16 protein-coding genes are annotated in these 17,457 nt (G+C 59.7%); 6 read left to right on the top strand and 10 right to left on the bottom strand.

What is annotated here, in order from left to right; genetic code table 11:
* Nucleotides 1–25: 25 nt before the first annotated feature.
* Nucleotides 26–301 carry a bacteriocin immunity protein gene (locus tag F8N80_RS10315; RefSeq protein WP_150746709.1) on the top strand — a complete coding sequence of 92 codons (276 nt, stop codon included), beginning with the start codon at nucleotides 26–28 and terminating at the stop codon, nucleotides 299–301.
* A gap of 96 nt (nucleotides 302–397) precedes the next feature.
* The gene (locus F8N80_RS10310) at nucleotides 398–1,906 is read left to right on the top strand and encodes a bacteriocin immunity protein (protein ID WP_150783805.1); all 1,509 of its coding nucleotides are present in this window, start codon (nucleotides 398–400) and stop codon (nucleotides 1,904–1,906) included.
* A 167-nt stretch (nucleotides 1,907–2,073) separates the two neighbouring features.
* On the opposite strand, the gene sixA is transcribed toward F8N80_RS10310, so the two are convergent.
* The 3 genes from sixA to F8N80_RS10295 are packed head-to-tail and all read right to left on the bottom strand — an operon-like array spanning nucleotide 2,074 to nucleotide 3,929.
* On the bottom strand, nucleotides 2,074–2,529 hold the full coding sequence (gene sixA, locus F8N80_RS10305; RefSeq protein WP_150746711.1) for a phosphohistidine phosphatase SixA: 456 nt from the start codon (nucleotides 2,527–2,529) through the stop codon (nucleotides 2,074–2,076).
* Nucleotides 2,526–2,873 (bottom strand): DUF4389 domain-containing protein, encoded by a 348-nt coding sequence (locus F8N80_RS10300; RefSeq protein WP_150746712.1) that lies wholly within the window; start codon nucleotides 2,871–2,873, stop codon nucleotides 2,526–2,528. The genes sixA and F8N80_RS10300 overlap by 4 nt, the downstream gene beginning before the upstream one ends.
* Before the next feature lie 30 nt (nucleotides 2,874–2,903).
* Nucleotides 2,904–3,929, bottom strand: a complete 1,026-nt coding sequence (locus F8N80_RS10295; protein ID WP_150746713.1) for an NAD(P)H-dependent glycerol-3-phosphate dehydrogenase — start codon at nucleotides 3,927–3,929, stop codon at nucleotides 2,904–2,906.
* A 255-nt stretch (nucleotides 3,930–4,184) separates the two neighbouring features.
* Here F8N80_RS10295 and F8N80_RS10290 point away from each other — a divergent pair, with 255 nt between their 5' ends.
* From F8N80_RS10290 to F8N80_RS10275, 4 genes are all read left to right on the top strand, one after another.
* Entirely contained in the window at nucleotides 4,185–6,104 is a 1,920-nt protein-coding gene (locus F8N80_RS10290; protein WP_150783804.1) for an ATP-binding protein, read from the top strand.
* A gap of 247 nt (nucleotides 6,105–6,351) precedes the next feature.
* On the top strand, nucleotides 6,352–6,867 hold the full coding sequence (fabA, locus tag F8N80_RS10285; protein ID WP_003179264.1) for a 3-hydroxyacyl-[acyl-carrier-protein] dehydratase FabA: 516 nt from the start codon (nucleotides 6,352–6,354) through the stop codon (nucleotides 6,865–6,867).
* A gap of 11 nt (nucleotides 6,868–6,878) precedes the next feature.
* Nucleotides 6,879–8,099, top strand: a complete 1,221-nt coding sequence (gene fabB, locus F8N80_RS10280; RefSeq protein WP_128872124.1) for a beta-ketoacyl-ACP synthase I — start codon at nucleotides 6,879–6,881, stop codon at nucleotides 8,097–8,099.
* A gap of 377 nt (nucleotides 8,100–8,476) precedes the next feature.
* Complete coding sequence (locus F8N80_RS10275) at nucleotides 8,477–8,665, top strand: hypothetical protein (RefSeq protein ID WP_150746716.1); 189 nt, start codon at nucleotides 8,477–8,479, stop codon at nucleotides 8,663–8,665.
* 83 nt (nucleotides 8,666–8,748) lie between these two features.
* Here the strand turns inward: F8N80_RS10275 and F8N80_RS10270 are convergent, their stop codons facing one another.
* The 7 genes from F8N80_RS10270 to F8N80_RS10240 form a co-directional block, all read right to left on the bottom strand.
* Complete coding sequence (locus F8N80_RS10270) at nucleotides 8,749–9,291, bottom strand: DUF2058 domain-containing protein (protein ID WP_150746717.1); 543 nt, start codon at nucleotides 9,289–9,291, stop codon at nucleotides 8,749–8,751.
* Nucleotides 9,292–9,319: 28 nt separating this feature from the next.
* Complete coding sequence (gene mazG / locus F8N80_RS10265; protein ID WP_150746718.1) at nucleotides 9,320–10,153, bottom strand: nucleoside triphosphate pyrophosphohydrolase; 834 nt, start codon at nucleotides 10,151–10,153, stop codon at nucleotides 9,320–9,322.
* Nucleotides 10,154–10,301: 148 nt separating this feature from the next.
* On the bottom strand, nucleotides 10,302–12,545 hold the full coding sequence (gene relA, locus F8N80_RS10260) for a GTP diphosphokinase (protein ID WP_150746719.1): 2,244 nt from the start codon (nucleotides 12,543–12,545) through the stop codon (nucleotides 10,302–10,304).
* A 123-nt stretch (nucleotides 12,546–12,668) separates the two neighbouring features.
* Nucleotides 12,669–14,021: a 23S rRNA (uracil(1939)-C(5))-methyltransferase RlmD gene (rlmD, locus tag F8N80_RS10255; RefSeq protein ID WP_150783803.1), complete on the bottom strand. Its 1,353-nt coding sequence runs from the start codon at nucleotides 14,019–14,021 to the stop codon at nucleotides 12,669–12,671.
* Nucleotides 14,021–14,923 carry a cysteine synthase CysM gene (gene cysM / locus F8N80_RS10250; protein ID WP_150746721.1) on the bottom strand — a complete coding sequence of 301 codons (903 nt, stop codon included), beginning with the start codon at nucleotides 14,921–14,923 and terminating at the stop codon, nucleotides 14,021–14,023. The genes rlmD and cysM overlap by 1 nt, the downstream gene beginning before the upstream one ends.
* Nucleotides 14,924–15,189: 266 nt before the next feature.
* Nucleotides 15,190–16,614, bottom strand: coding sequence for a sensor histidine kinase (locus F8N80_RS10245; protein WP_150783802.1), 1,425 nt, complete (start codon nucleotides 16,612–16,614; stop codon nucleotides 15,190–15,192).
* On the bottom strand, nucleotides 16,601–17,323 hold the full coding sequence (locus tag F8N80_RS10240) for a response regulator transcription factor (protein WP_150746723.1): 723 nt from the start codon (nucleotides 17,321–17,323) through the stop codon (nucleotides 16,601–16,603). The genes F8N80_RS10245 and F8N80_RS10240 overlap by 14 nt, the downstream gene beginning before the upstream one ends.
* Nucleotides 17,324–17,457: the final 134 nt, after the last annotated feature.

Below are 17,457 nucleotides of genomic sequence, written 5' to 3'. Positions count from 1 at the left end.
TTCAAGTGCACAAGGAATAACAAAGATGATTTTTAATGAAAAATTAGAGGACTACACCGAAGCTGAGTTTTTGTCGTTTCTGCGAAGGTTTCGCGATTATCCCGACGGGTTGCACGGCAGAGCGCTGGAGCTATATCTAGACCGTCTACTTACGCACTTTGAACTCATCACAGAACATCCCGGCCGCTCAGACGTCATCTTCTACCCTAAGGAAGGTCAAGAAGACAGTCCTGAAGGAATCTTGAAAGAGGTCAAACAATGGCGCGCAGCCAATAACAAACCTGGTTTCAAACCGGAGTAACTCACGTATTCACCATCGTTAGCTGGCATCTGCTCACCGCGTATAGATGCCAGCTTCTTCGGCAGTTTGCCCAAGAGCAACAAGGAAGTACTAAAGATGGAACTTAAAGCAACCCTCAAGGATTACACCGTAGCGGAATTCCTGGCACTGCTCGACAAAATCTGGGCCGTCGACCTACCGAAACTGGATCATGACCGCCTGATCAATCATTTCGACCGCATCGTCGGTCATCCCAAGGGGGCAGACCTGCTGTTTTATCCTGACAACAGTTTCGACTCCGGCGCGGCTTTAGGTGTGGATTGGGTCCTGCATCACGTCAGGGACTGGCATCACAAACAAGGCATGGCGGCGTTCAAGGGAGAAGTTTTTCCCCCAGCTGCCAGGCCAGCGCCACTGAGCCCCGTTGACCGAAATCTCGCCAAGCTGCAAAAAATCAGTACCGACGTCGCCGTGTCGGAGCAGGCCCTGGAAACAGCAATTGGTCATTTCCAGAGGACTATCAACGACCAGCGCGGTCAAAAGAGGCTTAATGCAAATGTCGCTGAGCTGGAGACGACCATTCGTTCCCTGGAGCGTGCCCAGGAGGAAACGCATACCGCCGTCAAAAAACTCGGGTTCTGGAAAATGAGTGTGGAGTTCGCCATGAGTGATACTCAGCGCGATTACAACTTTGCACGATCCGATCAGGCACAGTGGCAGATCCAGGTGCAGCAGATCACTGGAATTCAAGCCCGCTATATGGCGCAGTTGGCAAGCACCGCCCAGCGATATCGCGCGTTACACGATGAAGCGGAGGTACTGCTGGTCGCGGCACAACAACAGCTGGTGCGTTCGCGCACTCTGGCCGGGGTCGGCCCCGCACAGGCCGCCATTGCGATGACTGCTTCAGTAGACTTTGCCGACAAATATCCCGATGTTTTGTTGGCTGGAGGGCCCGCGAAGTTGTGGTTGTCTCAACAGAAGGATCTACAAAAGTCCATCCGCTCCGCAGTTGCCGAATTCACCTGGCAGCACACTGCCGGCGAGTCAGTTGAAGGACACGCGAGTGCGGCGGTGCTGCACTTTGAATTTTCCAGTCGGGCAGATACTCAGGTATATGGTCTTAGTGTTCCCTTGGCTGAACTGGTGGTTAGCGAAGGTCGGGATTGGCAAAGTCTTGCGGCGAACAAGGCCGAGGTGGAATTGCCTTTCAGGATAAATACGCAAGTAGTCCCTGCCAAACCCGGAACGATGTTCAAGGGGTTGCGCGAGGTCAAGACCCTGTCGCAGGTGTATATCAATGCGCTGCAGGGCGCTCATCCATCCGGGGTTCGAGTCAGGGCGGCGCGACAAGAGGAACAATCAGGGGCGCTCAGTTTTACGGCTGATGGCGATGCACCCATCACTGTTTCCTGGCTTGACCAGGTTGCGCTTGAAACCGACTCATCGATGGCTGGAAAACCGAATCGATTGGGTTTTATTTATTCCTCACCGGTGCCGCGGCTCGAACCTCCTATCGACAAGGAAAACCTTCGTTTCGACGACTACATTGTGGTCTTCCCCATAGAGTCAGGGCTGGATCCTTTGTATGTCATGTTCAGAGACCGACGTGAGTATCCGGATTAGGCCCTTTGGCCGATCAGAGAAGCAAGCAGACAGCGTCCTATGCGTAAGCGACGGGTGTCCAGCCCAAATGGGAGCGTGATTGCCATCCGGGACGATGACGCGGTCAGGCTGTTACACCGCGGCGTCTGCATCGCGGGCAAGCCACGCTCCCACAGGGGCCGGTTTCTTCAGCCAGGGTGCTTGATGCCTTTGAGTTTCATCGCGCCCGCCAGCGGTCCGTCGCCTTCCAGCTCGGCAAGGCCGGCGGTTGGCACCGCTTCCGGGTCCTGCACATGGCCATTCTGAAGGTAGCCCAGCAGGTTGCCCACCAGCGGGTTATGACTGACCAGCAGCGCATGATCGACCGACACCAACTGTTCCGCCACCGCTTGCGGGCGGTTGTCGGGTGTCAACCATTCGACGGTGCGAATCTCCGGTTGAAAGCCCAGCGCGTCACGCACCAGCAAGGCGGTTTCCTGCGCTCGCAGGAAAGGGCTGGCATAGATGGCCGTAATCGGCTGGCCGATCAACACGGCGGCGGAGCGCAGCACTTCTTCACGACCGTGGGCGGTCAGCGCCCGCTCGGAATCGGGACGTTTGCCGTGTGGCTCGGCTTCACCATGACGCAATACCCAGAGTTTCATAATTTCGGTTCCTCATCTCGAGCCGGATGCGGCGCGGGCGCCACAACGTGCGGCGCTTCGCCTTCCGGCGTACGCGGCATCGGCCAGTCGGCGAACGGCCAGGGTTTCTGGTCGCTGTGAAAACTGCCGAAACGACCGATCTGCGCCAGGAACTGGCTCAGGCTGTCGCCGAAGTTCATCAGGCTGGCGCTCGGGGCGCCATAAATTAAACGATAGATCAGTTGCACCAGCACCACCGCGCCGAGGATGAATTGCGCCACTTGCCAGACCAGCAAGAAGACGATCATCCACAGCACGCGCAGCAGGATGGATTCGTACCTGGCTTCTACTTTCGGATCGTTCATGTCTCGCTCCCTGCCCTGTAAATTGAGTGCTCAGTTGAAACCACTAGTGGAAATAAAGTCGACGTCGGTTTTCGGCTCGGCACGCATCAATAGACCGATCACCTGCTCCAGCGTGCGCCCTTCGAACAGGATGGCATGGAGCCCGGCGACCAGCGGCATATACACGCCCACTTCCTGGGCCTTGGCCTTGAGCACTTTCAGGGTGTTGACGCCTTCGGCCACCTCGCCCAGGCGCGTCACCGCATCTTCCAGGCTCAACCCCTGGCCGAGGGCGAACCCGACCTGGTAGTTACGGCTTTTCGGCGACGAACAAGTGACGATCAAATCGCCCACGCCCGCCAGCCCGAGGAAAGTCATGGGGTTGGCCCCCTGATTCACCGCGAAGCGGGTCATTTCCGCCAACGCCCGGGTGATCAACATGCTCTTGGTGTTTTCGCCCATGCCCAGCGCCACCGCCATGCCGGCGATGATCGCGTAGACATTTTTCAGCGCCCCGCCCAACTCCACGCCGAAGCGGTCGGCGCTGGCGTAGACGCGAAAGGTGCGACCGTGCAGCGCGGCCTGGACCTGTTGGCAGAGGTCTTCGTCCTCGCTGGCGACCACCGTGGCGGTCAATGCATGTTCGGCGATTTCACGCGCCAGGTTTGGCCCCGACAGTACGCCGATGCGCGCTTGCGGGGCAATCTCTTCGAGGATTTCGCTCATCAGCTTGAAGGTGTGGGCTTCGATGCCTTTGGTCAGGCTCACCAGCAATTTGCCGCGCAAACGTTCGGCATGCGGCGCCAGCACCGAGCGCAGCGCGCTGGACGGCAGCGCAACGAAACTCAGGTCGCAGGCTTCCAGGGTGGCTTGCAGGTCGGTGACCGCTTCCACCGCCGACAGAATCTTGATGCCTTTGAGGTAACGCGGGTTTTCGCGATTGACCCGAATGGCCTCGGCCTGCTCGGGGTCACGCATCCACAGCCGGACCTGATGCCCGTTTTCGGCCAGCAGATTAGCCACGGCGGTACCAAAACTTCCGCCTCCCAGGACCGCAATTGGGCGCTGTTGAGTCATATGCAATCCGTTAATCCATACCAGTGGCGATGTCGGCATTATACGGAGCAGCCCAGTGGCGGCCAGCCCCTGTATCAATTTCCGACACTTGTACGAAGAAGACCAATAAATCCGCGGAAAATGCCGCCATCGTCACTGGAAAAGTCGAGCGGCTCGGTTAACATGCGCGCCAATTGTTCGCTAGCGAGGATGTGTCGTGTCGTTTGGCTCCCCATCACCCCGTTCGCCGCTGGTTCTGGCGCTGATTTTCCACCCATGACTTTCCATCGTCGCTTGGACATCAGCACCCGCACGCAAATCATCAGCCTCGGCCCTGCCCTGCTGCTGACCTTGCTGTTGATCAGTTTCTTCACCTTCGTGCGAATCCAGGACCTGCGCCAGGAACTCAATCACACCGGTCAGTTGATTGCCAACCAACTGGCGACGGCCACCGAGTACGGGGTGATTTCGGGCAACAACGAGGTGCTCGACAGTTTGCTCAAGGCCACGCTGGCCACGCCCAATGTGCGCTTCCTGGAGGTTCAGGACAGCGCCAACCGGATTCTGGTGTACGTCGAACAACCGTCGCAAACCCACACCCGCTCGCATCAGGTCGAAGTCTTCCAGGCACCGGTGCGGCTGCAACGCATCCCGTTGCACAATGATTTTTTCCAGGGCAGCAAAGTCGCCGGCACCGTCTCTGCCGAGGATTATCTGGGGCGGGTCATTGTCGGTCTGTCCAACGATGCCTTCAGCCAGCGCCAGCAGGAAATGCTGTTCAAGGCAGGGATTCTGGCATTGTTCGCCCTGCTATTTACCTTTCTGATCGCCCGGCGCCTGGCGGGTAGCCTGTCGCAGCCGATCCGCGACATCGGCAATGCAGTCAAGGCGATCCAGGACGGCGACTACAATACCCCGCTGCCCATTGTCGACGACACCGAACTCGGGGCGCTGTCGCAACACATCAACAACCTCGCCAGCGGTCTCGAACAAGCCAGCCGCGAACAGCACCAGGCGATGGCGCAGTTGATCCAGACCCGCGAAGAAGCGGAAAAGGCCAACAACGCCAAATCCGATTTCCTCGCGATGATGAGCCACGAACTGCGCACCCCGATGAATGGCGTACTGGGCATGCTGCAACTGCTGGAAACCACCGACATGACCGAGGAACAGCTCGAATACGCGGCGCTGGCTTCGGAGTCCACCGAACACCTGCTCAAAGTCATCAATGACATTCTCGATTTCTCGCGCATCGAGCGCTCGGAACTGGAGCTGGAGCACATTCCATTCAACCTCGCGGACCTGATCGGCAGTTGCGCCCAGGCGTTCTCGCACAGCGCGGCGCAGCGCGGGCTGGACTTGGCACTGCTGATTCCCGATAACATGCGCGAATTGCAGGTCCAGGGCGACCCGACGCGGATCCGGCAGATCCTGGTCAACCTGGTCGGCAATGCGCTGAAGTTCACCGAGCAAGGTCGCATCACGATCGAGCCGCAATGGCAATCGCTGGATCACGAACTGCTCTGGTTTACCTGCACGGTGCGAGACAGCGGGATCGGTATTTCCAGCGAAAACCTGGAATCGATGTTCAATGCCTTCCAGCAGGCCGACAGTTCCATTTCAAGGCGCTACGGCGGCACCGGGCTGGGCCTCCCCATCGCCCGCACCCTGGCTGAGCGCATGGGCGGCACCTTGCGTGCCCGGAGCGAAGAAGGCCGCGGTTCGGTGTTCACGCTGGAAATCCCGCTGGCGCTTTACAAACAGACGCTGCCGATACTGACGCCACGGGTGCCAACCGGCACCGGTGATAGTGACGGTGACGGTGACGGTGACGGGCGCAATGTGCTGCTGGTCGAGGACAATCCGGTCAACCAGACCGTTATCGAGGCCATGTTGCGCAGCCTGGGCTTTACTGTCAGCGTCGCGACCGATGGCGCACAAGCGGTGCGCAGTGCCGAGAGTCTGATTTTCGAAGCGATCTTGATGGATTGTCGATTGCCGATCATCGATGGCTATGAGGCGACCCGCCAGATTCGCCAATTGCCCGGCTGCGCGGGCTTGCCAATCATCGCCCTAACCGCCAATGCCTTGCAGGGCGACCGGGAAGCCTGTTTATCGGCGGGAATGAACGATTACCTGGCCAAGCCCTTCAAACGTACAGATCTGCAGCAAATTCTGCAGCGATGGGTGCAGTAGTGCTGGCCTTTCGGCTATCTGCGACTGGCGTGAAAGGCGAAAGTGCGGCAGTCTTAGGCACCCGAACAGGCCCGAAAAGGGGCTTGAATAATAATTTCAGTGCACAAGTGTACATTCGTGTCCTTGGTGCTGTGACTTTCACCACAACGCAATAGTCTATGAGTAGGCTGCTGACTCGAGGCATGAATGCTTCGACCGGCCGGGAAGATTTGCCCCACCTGCCGCACGGGACTATTGAGGAGCTCGCATGACCAAACAAAACGCCTTTACCCGGGAAGACCTGCTGCGCTGCAGTCGCGGTGAGCTGTTCGGCCCAGGTAACGCGCAACTGCCCGCCCCGAACATGCTGATGGTCGATCGCATCACCCTGATCAGCGAAGAAGGCGGCAAGTACGGCAAAGGTGAATTGGTCGCCGAGCTGGATATCACTCCGGATCTGTGGTTTTTCGCCTGTCACTTCGAAGGCGACCCGGTGATGCCAGGCTGCCTGGGCCTCGACGCCATGTGGCAACTGGTCGGTTTCTTCCTCGGCTGGCAAGGTCTGCCGGGCCGCGGCCGCGCCCTGGGTTCGGGCGAAGTGAAGTTCTTTGGTCAGGTTCTGCCGACCGCGAAGAAAGTGACCTATAACATTCATATCAAGCGCGTCCTCAAAGGCAAGCTGAACCTGGCCATCGCCGATGGTTCGGTGACTGTCGACGGTCGCGAGATCTACACCGCCGAAGGCCTTCGGGTCGGCGTTTTCACCTCCACTGACAACTTCTAAGGGTTATCCGCATGCGCCGCGTCGTTATCACTGGTCTGGGCATCGTTTCGTGCCTGGGCAATGACAAAGAGACCGTCTCCGCTAACCTGCGTGCAAGCCGCCCTGGCATCCGGTTCAACCCGGAATATGCCGAAATGGGTCTGCGTAGCCAGGTTTCCGGCTCCATTGACCTTCCCCTCGAAGAGCTGATCGACCGCAAGATCTTTCGCTTCGTCGGCCACGCGGCGGCCTACGCCTACCTGGCCATGAAAGACGCCATCGCCGACTCAGGCCTGAGCGATGAGCAAGTCTCCAACCCGCGTACCGGCCTGATCGCCGGTTCCGGTGGTGCCTCCACGCTGAACCAGATGGAAGCGCTGGACATCCTGCGCGAGAAAGGCGTCAAGCGCGTCGGCCCATACCGTGTGACGCGGACCATGAGCAGCACCGTTTCCGCTTGCCTGGCCACGCCGTTCAAGATCAAGGGCCTGAACTACTCCATCGCGTCTGCCTGTGCCACCAGTGCTCACTGCATCGGTACTGCCATGGAACAGATCCAGATGGGCAAGCAGGACATCGTGTTCGCCGGCGGCGGTGAAGAAGAGCATTGGAGCCAGTCGTTCCTGTTCGACGCCATGGGCGCCCTGTCCAGCCAGTACAACGAAACCCCGGAAAAGGCTTCCCGTGCCTACGACAACAAGCGTGACGGTTTCGTCATCGCCGGCGGTGGCGGCATGGTCGTGGTCGAAGAGCTGGAACACGCTCTGGCCCGCGGTGCGAAGATCTACGCCGAAATCGTTGGCTACGGCGCGACCTCCGACGGTTACGACATGGTCGCCCCAAGCGGCGAAGGCGCCATCCGCTGCATGCAGATGGCCATGTCCACCGTTGACGCTCCGATCGACTACCTGAACACCCACGGCACCTCGACTCCGGTCGGCGATGTCATGGAGATGAAGGGTGTACGTGAAGTGTTTGGCGACAAGGCTCCGGCCATCAGCTCCACCAAGAGCCTGTCGGGTCACTCCCTGGGCGCCGCCGGCGTTCACGAAGCGATCTACTGCATGCTGATGATGGAAGGCAACTTCATGGCGGGCTCCGCCAACATCGACGAACTGGACCCGGAAGTGGCTGACATGCCGATCCTGACCAAGACGCGCGAAGACGCCACCATCAACACTGTGATGAGCAACAGCTTCGGTTTCGGCGGCACCAATGCCACGCTGGTACTGAAGCGCTGGTCGGGTAAGTAATACCCCGCCGCTCTGCTGCACACAAAACGCCCCGACTGGTTCGGGGCGTTTTTTTTGCCTGGAAATTGGTCCCGCGAATTGCTTTTTGTAGGAGCCAGGCTTGCCGGCGAAGGGGCACTCGAAGACGCCTTTGCCGGCAAACCTGGCTCCTACAGGTACCGGTTTCAATCCGCGATTTTTTCTTCCAGAACATGAAGCTTTTGTCATGAAACTTAACGCCCTGCGACCAAATGCCGCGTGTTTGGCGGGCTGCAGGACTTTTACCCATTTCGCAAAAATACGTTATCGAATCCAGTCGTTTACTTAGCAAGCTACCAAAATATATAACAGAGACCTGCACACGCCTTGCTGCAGATAACAGAGATTGGAGCTAGCAGATGACTGTAAAAGTAACTGAACGCGACGATTCACATAAATCCCATGAAGGCATAGCCGCCGGTATCCGGATCTGGGATGTCCATCAACAGGATATGCTGGTGGGGATGTTTCATTCCGAGACTGACGCCCATAATTACAAGGCAGAACTCGAAATACTGGAGCAGCAACGCGAACGGCTATCCGCCTAGGCACTGCGCATAAGCAATGACAGCATTGAAAACGACAAACCCCGCCATGAGCGGGGTTTGTCGTTGTGGCAGCCTTTAACGGCTTACCACATCAGATCATCCGGGATCTGATAGGCCGCGTACGGATCGTCTTCGGCTGCGACTTCTTCGGTCTGCACATTCAACTGCACGATACGTTGCGGATCGCGCTCCTGGATCTTCAGGGCCGCCTCACGCGGGATCACCTCGTAGCCGCCGGCGTGGTGCACGATCCCCAGGGAGCCGCTGCTGAGCTTGTTGCGCATCAGGGTGTTGACGGAGATGCGCTTGACCTTCTTGTCATCGACGAAGTTGTAGTAATCCTCGGTGGTCAGCTTCGGCAGGCGCGAGACTTCGATCAATTGCTTGACCTGGGCGGCGCGGGCTTTCGCTTCGGCCTTCTCCTGTTGCTGACGGTTCAGCTCCTGGTCGCGCTTGACCTTCTCGGCCATGGCTTCCTGAGCCGCCCGCTGCTGCGAGTCATCCAGTTCGATCTGGCCTTTGTGGGCCAGACGTTGCTGCTTCTGTTTCTCTTTGCCAACCTGCTTGGCCTGCTTCTGGTTGACCAGCCCTGCTTTGAGCAACTGGTCGCGAAGGGAAATGCTCATGGTGCTTGGTTCTCACTTAGGCAACTGCTCAACCGCAGCTGGGCATATTCTTTTCCTGACGTTTGGCTTCGCCCCACAAGGCGTCCAACTCTTCGAGGGTGCAATCTTCCATGGGACGGTGGGTGTCGCGCAATGCCTGTTCGATAAATCGGAAGCGTCTTTCGAACTTGCTGTTGGCACCACGCAAGGCAGTTTCCGGGTCGACCTTGAGATGACGTGCCAGATTGACCACGGAAAACAGCAGATCGCCGACCTCATCGGCAATCGCTGCCGAGTCATTGTCAGCCATGGCTTCAAGCACTTCATCGAGTTCTTCGCGAACCTTGTCCAGCACCGGCAAGGCGTCCGGCCAGTCGAAACCGACCTGCCCTGCACGCTTCTGCAACTTCGCCGAACGGGACAGCGCCGGCAGTGCCGCGGGCACGTCGTCGAGCAAGGACAGTTGCTCAGGCGCGGATGATTTCTCGGCGCGCTCTTGGGCCTTGATCTCTTCCCAGCGCTGCTTGACCTGCTCTTCACTCAGGCGCGGAACATTCAGCGGCGCGTACAGATCGCCAGTAGGAAACACGTGCGGATGGCGGCGAATCAACTTGCGGGTGATGCTGTCGACCACGCCGGCGAATTCGAAGCGCCCTTCTTCCCGGGCCAGTTGGCTGTAATAAACCACCTGGAACAGCAAATCCCCCAACTCACCCTGCAAGTGATCGAAGTCACCGCGCTCGATGGCGTCGGCGACTTCGTAGGCCTCTTCGAGGGTGTGCGGGACGATGGTGGCGTAGGTTTGCTTGATGTCCCACGGGCAGCCGTACTGCGGGTCGCGCAGGCGGTTCATCAGGTGCAGCAAGTCTTCAAGTGAATACATCAATCAATCTCTACATCTGCAACGCGCTATGTCAGGCAAACCGTACCCCTGTAGGAGCGAGGCTTGCCCGCGAAGAAGTTGACGCGGTCTTTCTGAAAGACCGCGTTATCTTCTTCGCGGGCAAGCCTCGCTCCTACAGGGGTCGCCATCACGGCGTGCGGTTACGCCGGGTTTCGATGATGTTCGGCAACTGGGAGATCCGTCCCAGCAACCGTCCCAGTGCATCCAGCCCCGGAATCTCGATGGTCAGGGACATCAACGCGGTGTTGTCCTCCTTGTTCGAGCGGGTGTTGACCGCCAGCACATTGATCCGCTCGTTGAGCAGCACTTGCGATACGTCACGCAGCAAGCCGGACCGGTCGTAGGCGCGGATGATGATGTCCACCGGGTAGGTGAGCACCGGCACCGGGCCCCAGCTGACCTGGATGATCCGCTCAGGCTCGCGCCCGCCCAATTGCAAGACCGAGGCGCAGTCCTGACGGTGAATGCTCACACCGCGGCCCACGGTGATGTAACCGACGATCGCATCCCCCGGCAGTGGCTGGCAGCAGCCGGCCATCTGCGTCATCAGGTTGCCGACGCCCTGGATCTGGATATCGCCGCGCTTGCCCGGTTTGTAGCCAGTGGCCTTGCGCGGGATGAGTTCAAGCTGTTCGTTGCCGCGTTCCGGCTCCACCAGCTGCTGTGCCAGGTTGACCAGTTGCGCCAGGCGCAAATCGCCTGCACCCAACGCGGCGTACATGTCCTCGGCCGTCTTCATGTTGGCCTTGTCGGCCAGCTTGTCGAAGTCCACCGCGGGCAGGCCCAGACGACTGAGTTCACGCTCGAGCAAGGTTTTACCCGCTGCGACGTTCTGATCCCGCGCCTGCAGTTTGAACCAGTGAACGATCTTCGCCCGTGCCCGCGACGTGGTGATGTAACCCAGGTTCGGGTTCAGCCAGTCGCGACTCGGCGTGCCGTGCTTGCTGGTGATGATCTCGACCTGTTCACCGGTTTGCAGGCTGTAGTTGAGCGGTACGATCCGTCCGTTGATCTTCGCGCCACGGCAGTTGTGACCGATCTCGGTGTGCACCCGGTAGGCGAAGTCCAGTGGCGTCGCGCCCTTCGGCAAATCGATGGCGTGACCGTCCGGAGTGAAGATGTAGACCCGGTCCGGTTCGATATCGACCCGTAGCTGGTCTGCCAGACCGCCGATGTCGCCCAGCTCTTCATGCCATTCGAGGACCTGACGCAGCCAGGAGATTTTCTCTTCGTAGTGGTTGGAGCCGGATTTGACGTCTGTGCCCTTGTAGCGCCAGTGGGCGCAAACGCCCAGCTCTGCCTCTTCGTGCATCGCGTGGGTGCGGATCTGCACTTCCAGCACCTTGCCCTCGGGCCCGATCACCGCGGTGTGCAGCGAGCGGTAGCCGTTCTCCTTGGGGTTGGCGATGTAGTCGTCGAATTCCTTCGGGATGTGCCGCCACAACGTGTGGACGATGCCGAGTGCGGTGTAGCAGTCGCGCATTTCCGGCACCAGTACACGAACGGCGCGCACGTCGTAGATCTGGCTGAATTCCAGACCCTTGCGCTGCATTTTGCGCCAGATCGAATAGATGTGCTTGGCCCGGCCGCTGATATCGGCATCGACACCGGTGGCCTGCAATTCCACTTTCAGCTGGTTCATCACATCGGCGATGAAACGCTCGCGATCCAGGCGCCGCTCGTGGAGCAGCTTGGCGATCTGCTTGTACTGGTCAGGCTCGAGGTAACGGAAGGACAAATCCTCCAGCTCCCACTTGATGTGACCGATACCGAGACGGTGAGCCAGGGGCGCATAGATGTCGAAGACCTCACGGGCCACGCGGTTGCGCTTCTCGTCGTCGGCGGTTTTCACCGCACGGATCGCGCAGGTGCGTTCGGCGAGCTTGATCAGCGCGACGCGTACGTCATCGACCATGGCCACCAGCATCTTGCGCAGGTTTTCCACCTGGCCCTGGGTGCCCAGCACCAGGGATTGACGGGGGCTGAGGCTGGCGCTGATCGCCGCCATGCGCAACACACCGTCGATGAGTTTGGCGACCACCGGACCGAAGCGCTGGCTCACCGCCGGCAGTTCGATCTGGCCTTCGCGCACGCCGCGGTACAAGACCGCGGCAACCAGCGAATCCTGATCGAGTTTGAGGTCGGCGAGAATTTCGGCGATCTCAAGGCCGGTGCGGAAACTCGAGGTCCCTTCGGACCAGAGATTTTTCGCCGCATTGGCTTGTTGTTCCGAAGCGCGAGCGAACTCGCATGCTTCCTTCAAGGCTTCGCGATCCAGTGCCAGATCGACACTGACCGCGTGATCGAGCCAAGCCTCGAGATTGATACTGCCGTCGGTGTTGATCGGCTGGTGTGCTCTCACCTGTACCATCTTGCTTACCTTCCCTACGACGCAGATTCAATGCGTCAAAATCGCTGACCTTCGCTGCCCATGAGCCCACATCGGGCTGGTGCGCGGCTGCACGGGCGGGCCAGTCGGACCAGACGAGCCTTCCTAGCTCGCTTCAAATAACGCCATGGCCTCGACATGTGCCGTTTGAGGAAACATATCGAGAATCCCGGCACGTTTTAACCGGTAGCCCTGCTTGATCAATTCAACCGTATCGCGCGCCAGCGTTGCCGGGTTGCACGACACGTACACCAGCCGTTTGGCGCCCAGGGACGCCAGCTTGCGCACGACCTCGAAAGCACCGTCACGCGGTGGGTCCAAGAGTACCGCACAAAAGCCTTCGCGCGCCCATTCGGCATCGGTCAAAGGCTGGGATAAATCTGCCTGAAAAAATTTCGCGTTATGCAGATTGTTGCTGGCGGCGTTGGCGGCTGCCCGCTCGACCATCGCCTGCACGCCTTCCACCGCCACGACTTCGCGAACGGCCTTGGCCAGCGGCAGTGCAAAGTTACCCAAACCACAGAATAGATCGAGAACTCGCTCATCCGCTTGCGGTTTCAGCCAGTCCAGTGCCTGGGCAACCATCGCTTCGTTGACCCCGGCGTTGACCTGGATGAAATCCCCCGGCCGATACGCCAGGTTCAGATCCCACTGTTCAAGGCGATAGCCCAGAGACTGATCGGGCTCGACCGGATGGGGTTCGCCGTCACCGTGCAACCACAATTGAGCGTCATGGAAGGCGCAGAAATCCTTGAGAATCGTCATGTCGGCGTCGGACAACGGCGCCATGTGTCGCAGCAACACTGCCAGTGACGAGCCGCTGAACAATTCCACGTGCCCCAACGCCTGAGGCTTGCTCAAGCGCCGCAACATCTCCGGCAAGCGGGTCATGATCGGCTGCAAGGGTTGTACCAGCACCGGGCATTCGTTGATCCCAACGATGTCCTGACTGCCCGCCGCGCGAAAACCGACCTCGAGTTTTTTCGCCTTCTTGCCCCAACGCACGGCCACCCGGGCACGACGGCGGTAACCGAATTCCGGACCGCTCAACGGCGCTGCCCACTCTTGGGGTTCGACGCCGGCGACCTTCGATAATTGTTCGGTGAGCATGCGCTGTTTCAGGGCGAGTTGTTCGTCATGGGGCAGATGTTGCACGCTGCAACCGCCGCAGCGATCGGCGTGCGGGCACGGTGCCGGACGACGCAATTCGCTGGCCCGGAACACACGTTCGGTGCGCGCTTCGACCACCTTGCCGTGAGCGCCCAACACCCGCGCCTCGACTTCTTCACCGGCCAATGCGCCGATGACGAACCAGGTGCGACCTTCGTAAAACGCGATGCCGCGACCGTCATTGGCCAGGCGCTCGATGGTCAGGCGCTGCTTTTTGCCGGTCGGGATTTGCGCGGCCTTGCTGCCGCCGGTGGGCTGGAAGCGCAGGCCTCTCTCTTGTCTGGCCATCAGTTGGGCGCGTCGAAAATGCCGGTCGACAGGTATCGGTCGCCACGGTCGCAGATGATCGCGACGATCACCGCGTTTTCAACCTCTTTGGACAGACGCAGCATCGCCGCCACGGCACCGCCGGAGGACACGCCACAGAAGATGCCTTCTTCGCGGGCCAGACGACGAGTCACGTCTTCGGCTTCGCTTTGTGCCATGTCGACGATCCGGTCCACGCGATCGGCCTGGTAGATCTTCGGCAGGTATTCCTGCGGCCAGCGACGGATACCCGGAATCGCCGAACCTTCCATCGGTTGCAGACCAATGATCTGCACGTTGTCGTTCTGCTCTTTCAAGTAGCGCGAAACACCCATGATGGTCCCGGTGGTGCCCATCGAACTGACGAAATGCGTGATGGTACCTTCGGTCTGACGCCAGATTTCAGGGCCGGTGGTGGTGTAGTGCGCCTCGGGGTTGTCCCCGTTGGCAAACTGATCCAGCACCTTGCCACGGCCTTCGGCCTGCATCCGGTCGGCGAGGTCGCGGGCACCTTCCATGCCCTCTTCCTGGGTGACCAGAATCAGCTCGGCGCCATAGGCGGTCATCGCCGCCTTGCGCTCGGCGCTGGAGCTGTCGGGCATGATCAGGATCATCTTGTAACCCTTGATCGCGGCGGCCATCGCCAAGGCGATCCCGGTGTTGCCCGAGGTCGCCTCGATCAGCGTATCGCCGACGTGGATCTGCCCGCGCAACTCGGCGCGGGTGATCATCGACAGCGCCGGACGGTCCTTGACCGAACCCGCCGGGTTATTCCCTTCGAGCTTGAGCAAAAGGGTGTTGCTGGTGGCGCCGGGCAGGCGCTGCAAACGGACCAGCGGAGTGTTGCCGACGCAATCGGCGATGGTTGGGTACTGCAAGATCATGGCGTATTCGCAATCCAGACTGCGGGGGCGCCTATCATACCGGCAAACGTTCGCAGGCCATATCACGCAAAGTGCGGTGCTTATGGCTTATGGGAATAAGCGGATTATCCAGTTCCCTCTCCCTGTGCAATATTCAGGGCCTAGAACTCATGCAACTTGGCTTGCAACAACTGTTTGTCCGGTAGCTGGTATCAGGATAATTGTCGCACCAGTGGTGCGACTTTCTCTTCAGCATGGTAAGTCTCATAGAACTGGATCTGCGGTGATCACACAATGTGTGGCCGACATCCGTCCCCTGTGGGAGCGGGCTTGCCCGCGAAGGCGGCATCACTGACGCCATCGACATCAGCCAATAACCGTATATTCAGCCGCAAACCCCTGCCAGTATTTTCAGCCCAAAGCCTCCCCCCCTGTCGCTGCACCGCATTCCTGGCAATGCTCAACCCCAATCCAAACCCACCATCCCCCGGCCGCGACCCATCGAGCCGGATGAACGGCGAAAAGATCCGTTCCAGATTTTCAGCAGCCACGCCGCCGCCCTCATCTTCCAGCCACAGATGCCAGAAGTCGCCGTCACGCCGCCCATCGAGACGTACAACGCCGCTCTGTGGGGAGTGACGAATGGCATTGCGCAGAATGTTCTCCAACGCCTGGGCCAGGGTGTTGAGATGGCCGCGCACCCAGCAGGACGAATCCACCGTGCATTGCAGTTGATGGGCCGGCCAGCCACTTTCATAACAGGCGTTTTCCGTGAGCATTTCCCACAGTGCCTGGATCTGGATGGCTTCGTCGGGCAATGGCGCGCGCTCGGTGTCGAGCCAGGCCAGTTGCAGGGTGTCCTCCACCAGCCGCTGCATCCCATCGACTTCCCGGCCAATGCGTTCGCGCAATTGCGCCAGTCCCTGCTCGCTCTCGCTGGCCACCCGCAGGCGGCTCAGCGGCGTGCGCAGCTCGTGGGACAGATCACGCAACAATTGTTGTTGCAGGGCCACGGTGCCTTGCAGGCGTTCGGACATGTGATCGAAAGCTCGGCCCAGCTCACCCAGTTCATCGCAACGGTTGGTCGTACGGCGCGACAGTCGCACGCCCAACTGGTCGGCGCGCCAGGCATTGGCTTGCTCACGCAGACTGTTCAACGGCACGACCAGCAACCGATACAGCCCCACGCACAGCAGCAAGGTGAACAGGCCAGGGATGACGCCGTTGGTGATCACCCGCCAGAACACCCGATAACGCCCGGGCACGAAACGCTGGGGCAGCTCGATCACCAGGCTGCCGGCGGACGAGTCGCCGGGAAACGGCACCCGCAGCCACGGCCGACCTTTTTTATGGATGGGCCAGTCCAGGCCGCGCAGAAAGGTCAGGCGCTGGATGTCCTTGTCCGATAGCGGCAGGCTGCTCAACGACTGCAAATCACCGCCAATGACGCCCACCCAGCCCGTTTCGCGCTGTTGCATCTCCTGCAGCCAGGCATCGATGCCCGCGTGCTGCCGCTCCTGCCACGCTTGCTCGGCCTCGGCGGCATAGCGCGTCAGGGTGGCTCGGGCGTCATCCGACAGGAACTGGTTCCGCTGCTCCATGTAGCGGCCCCAGTACCAACTCAACCAGATCATCAATAGACAGAACGCCACCAACAGACACGCCAGCTTCCAGAACAGCGAATGCCGGCCCGGCAGATCAGACCACTTCATCGACAGCACTCAATACATAGCCCTTGCCCCAGACCGTGCGCACTTCCCGCTCGGTGTAGCCGATGACCTTGAGCTTGCGGCGGATCTGGCTGATGTGCATGTCGAGGCTGCGGTCATGGGCCGCGTAACCGCGTTGCAGCACCTGCTGATAAAGGAAGGCCTTGCTCAGCACTTCATCGCCATTGCGGTTCAGGGTTTCCAGCAGCCGATACTCGCTGCGGGTCAGGCCGGCAGCCTGGGCGGCGTAAAAAACCTCAAACAGCTCATCATCGAACCGCAGGCCGTCCGCCGAGGCAACGATCGATGCTGGCTCCGGCCGCCGGTCGAGCGCCACCCGCCGCAGGATCGCTTCGATGCGCACCCGCAACTCCGCCATGCTGAAGGGTTTGGGCAAATAATCATCGGCGCCCAGGCGAAAGCCGCTGATGCGATCCGCCTCGGCCCCGAGCGCGGACATCAGCACCACTGGAGTCGAATGGCTCTGGCGCAATTGCGTCAGCACGTTCAGCCCATCCATACCCGGCAACAGAATGTCCATCAGCACCACATCGAAGGCTTGCTGGCGGGCTATGGCCAGGCCTTCCTGACCGTTCTGGCACCAGGTCACCTGAAACCCGCAACGCCCCAGGTGCTCATGAACATAGGCACCGAGCACGAGGTCGTCTTCGATGGAAAGGATGCGAGGCAGGCCAACAGAGATGGGAGTCATGAGTATCTGCAAATAATTCTCAGTTGGCGATTATTCAAGATTGCCTCGCCAGGGGCAACCCAAGGTTTGCCCGTGACGCAAAAGCAGGCCTGCGGCCGACGAATGACTGCATCGATTTTTACCGGGATGGCCCG

The sequence above is a fragment of the Pseudomonas fluorescens genome (genome assembly GCF_902497995.1).
Taxonomy (GTDB): domain Bacteria; phylum Pseudomonadota; class Gammaproteobacteria; order Pseudomonadales; family Pseudomonadaceae; genus Aquipseudomonas; species Aquipseudomonas fluorescens_BK.
This window is presented reverse-complemented; position numbering and strand designations above follow the sequence as displayed.

Excerpts from the sequence above, each read along its gene's own strand:
- F8N80_RS10315 (WP_150746709.1), top strand. The coding sequence starts at position 26 with ATGATTTTTAATGAAAAATTAGAGGACTACACCGAAGCTGAGTTTTTG.
- F8N80_RS10310 (WP_150783805.1), top strand. The coding sequence starts at position 398 with ATGGAACTTAAAGCAACCCTCAAGGATTACACCGTAGCGGAATTCCTG.
- sixA (WP_150746711.1), bottom strand. The coding sequence starts at position 2,529 with ATGAAACTCTGGGTATTGCGTCATGGTGAAGCCGAGCCACACGGCAAA.
- F8N80_RS10300 (WP_150746712.1), bottom strand. The coding sequence starts at position 2,873 with ATGAACGATCCGAAAGTAGAAGCCAGGTACGAATCCATCCTGCTGCGC.
- F8N80_RS10295 (WP_150746713.1), bottom strand. The coding sequence starts at position 3,929 with ATGACTCAACAGCGCCCAATTGCGGTCCTGGGAGGCGGAAGTTTTGGT.
- F8N80_RS10290 (WP_150783804.1), top strand. The coding sequence starts at position 4,185 with ATGACTTTCCATCGTCGCTTGGACATCAGCACCCGCACGCAAATCATC.
- fabA (WP_003179264.1), top strand. The coding sequence starts at position 6,352 with ATGACCAAACAAAACGCCTTTACCCGGGAAGACCTGCTGCGCTGCAGT.
- fabB (WP_128872124.1), top strand. The coding sequence starts at position 6,879 with ATGCGCCGCGTCGTTATCACTGGTCTGGGCATCGTTTCGTGCCTGGGC.
- F8N80_RS10275 (WP_150746716.1), top strand. The coding sequence starts at position 8,477 with ATGACTGTAAAAGTAACTGAACGCGACGATTCACATAAATCCCATGAA.
- F8N80_RS10270 (WP_150746717.1), bottom strand. The coding sequence starts at position 9,291 with ATGAGCATTTCCCTTCGCGACCAGTTGCTCAAAGCAGGGCTGGTCAAC.
- mazG (WP_150746718.1), bottom strand. The coding sequence starts at position 10,153 with ATGTATTCACTTGAAGACTTGCTGCACCTGATGAACCGCCTGCGCGAC.
- relA (WP_150746719.1), bottom strand. The coding sequence starts at position 12,545 with ATGGTACAGGTGAGAGCACACCAGCCGATCAACACCGACGGCAGTATC.
- rlmD (WP_150783803.1), bottom strand. The coding sequence starts at position 14,021 with ATGGCCAGACAAGAGAGAGGCCTGCGCTTCCAGCCCACCGGCGGCAGC.
- cysM (WP_150746721.1), bottom strand. The coding sequence starts at position 14,923 with ATGATCTTGCAGTACCCAACCATCGCCGATTGCGTCGGCAACACTCCG.
- F8N80_RS10245 (WP_150783802.1), bottom strand. The coding sequence starts at position 16,614 with ATGAAGTGGTCTGATCTGCCGGGCCGGCATTCGCTGTTCTGGAAGCTG.
- F8N80_RS10240 (WP_150746723.1), bottom strand. The coding sequence starts at position 17,323 with ATGACTCCCATCTCTGTTGGCCTGCCTCGCATCCTTTCCATCGAAGAC.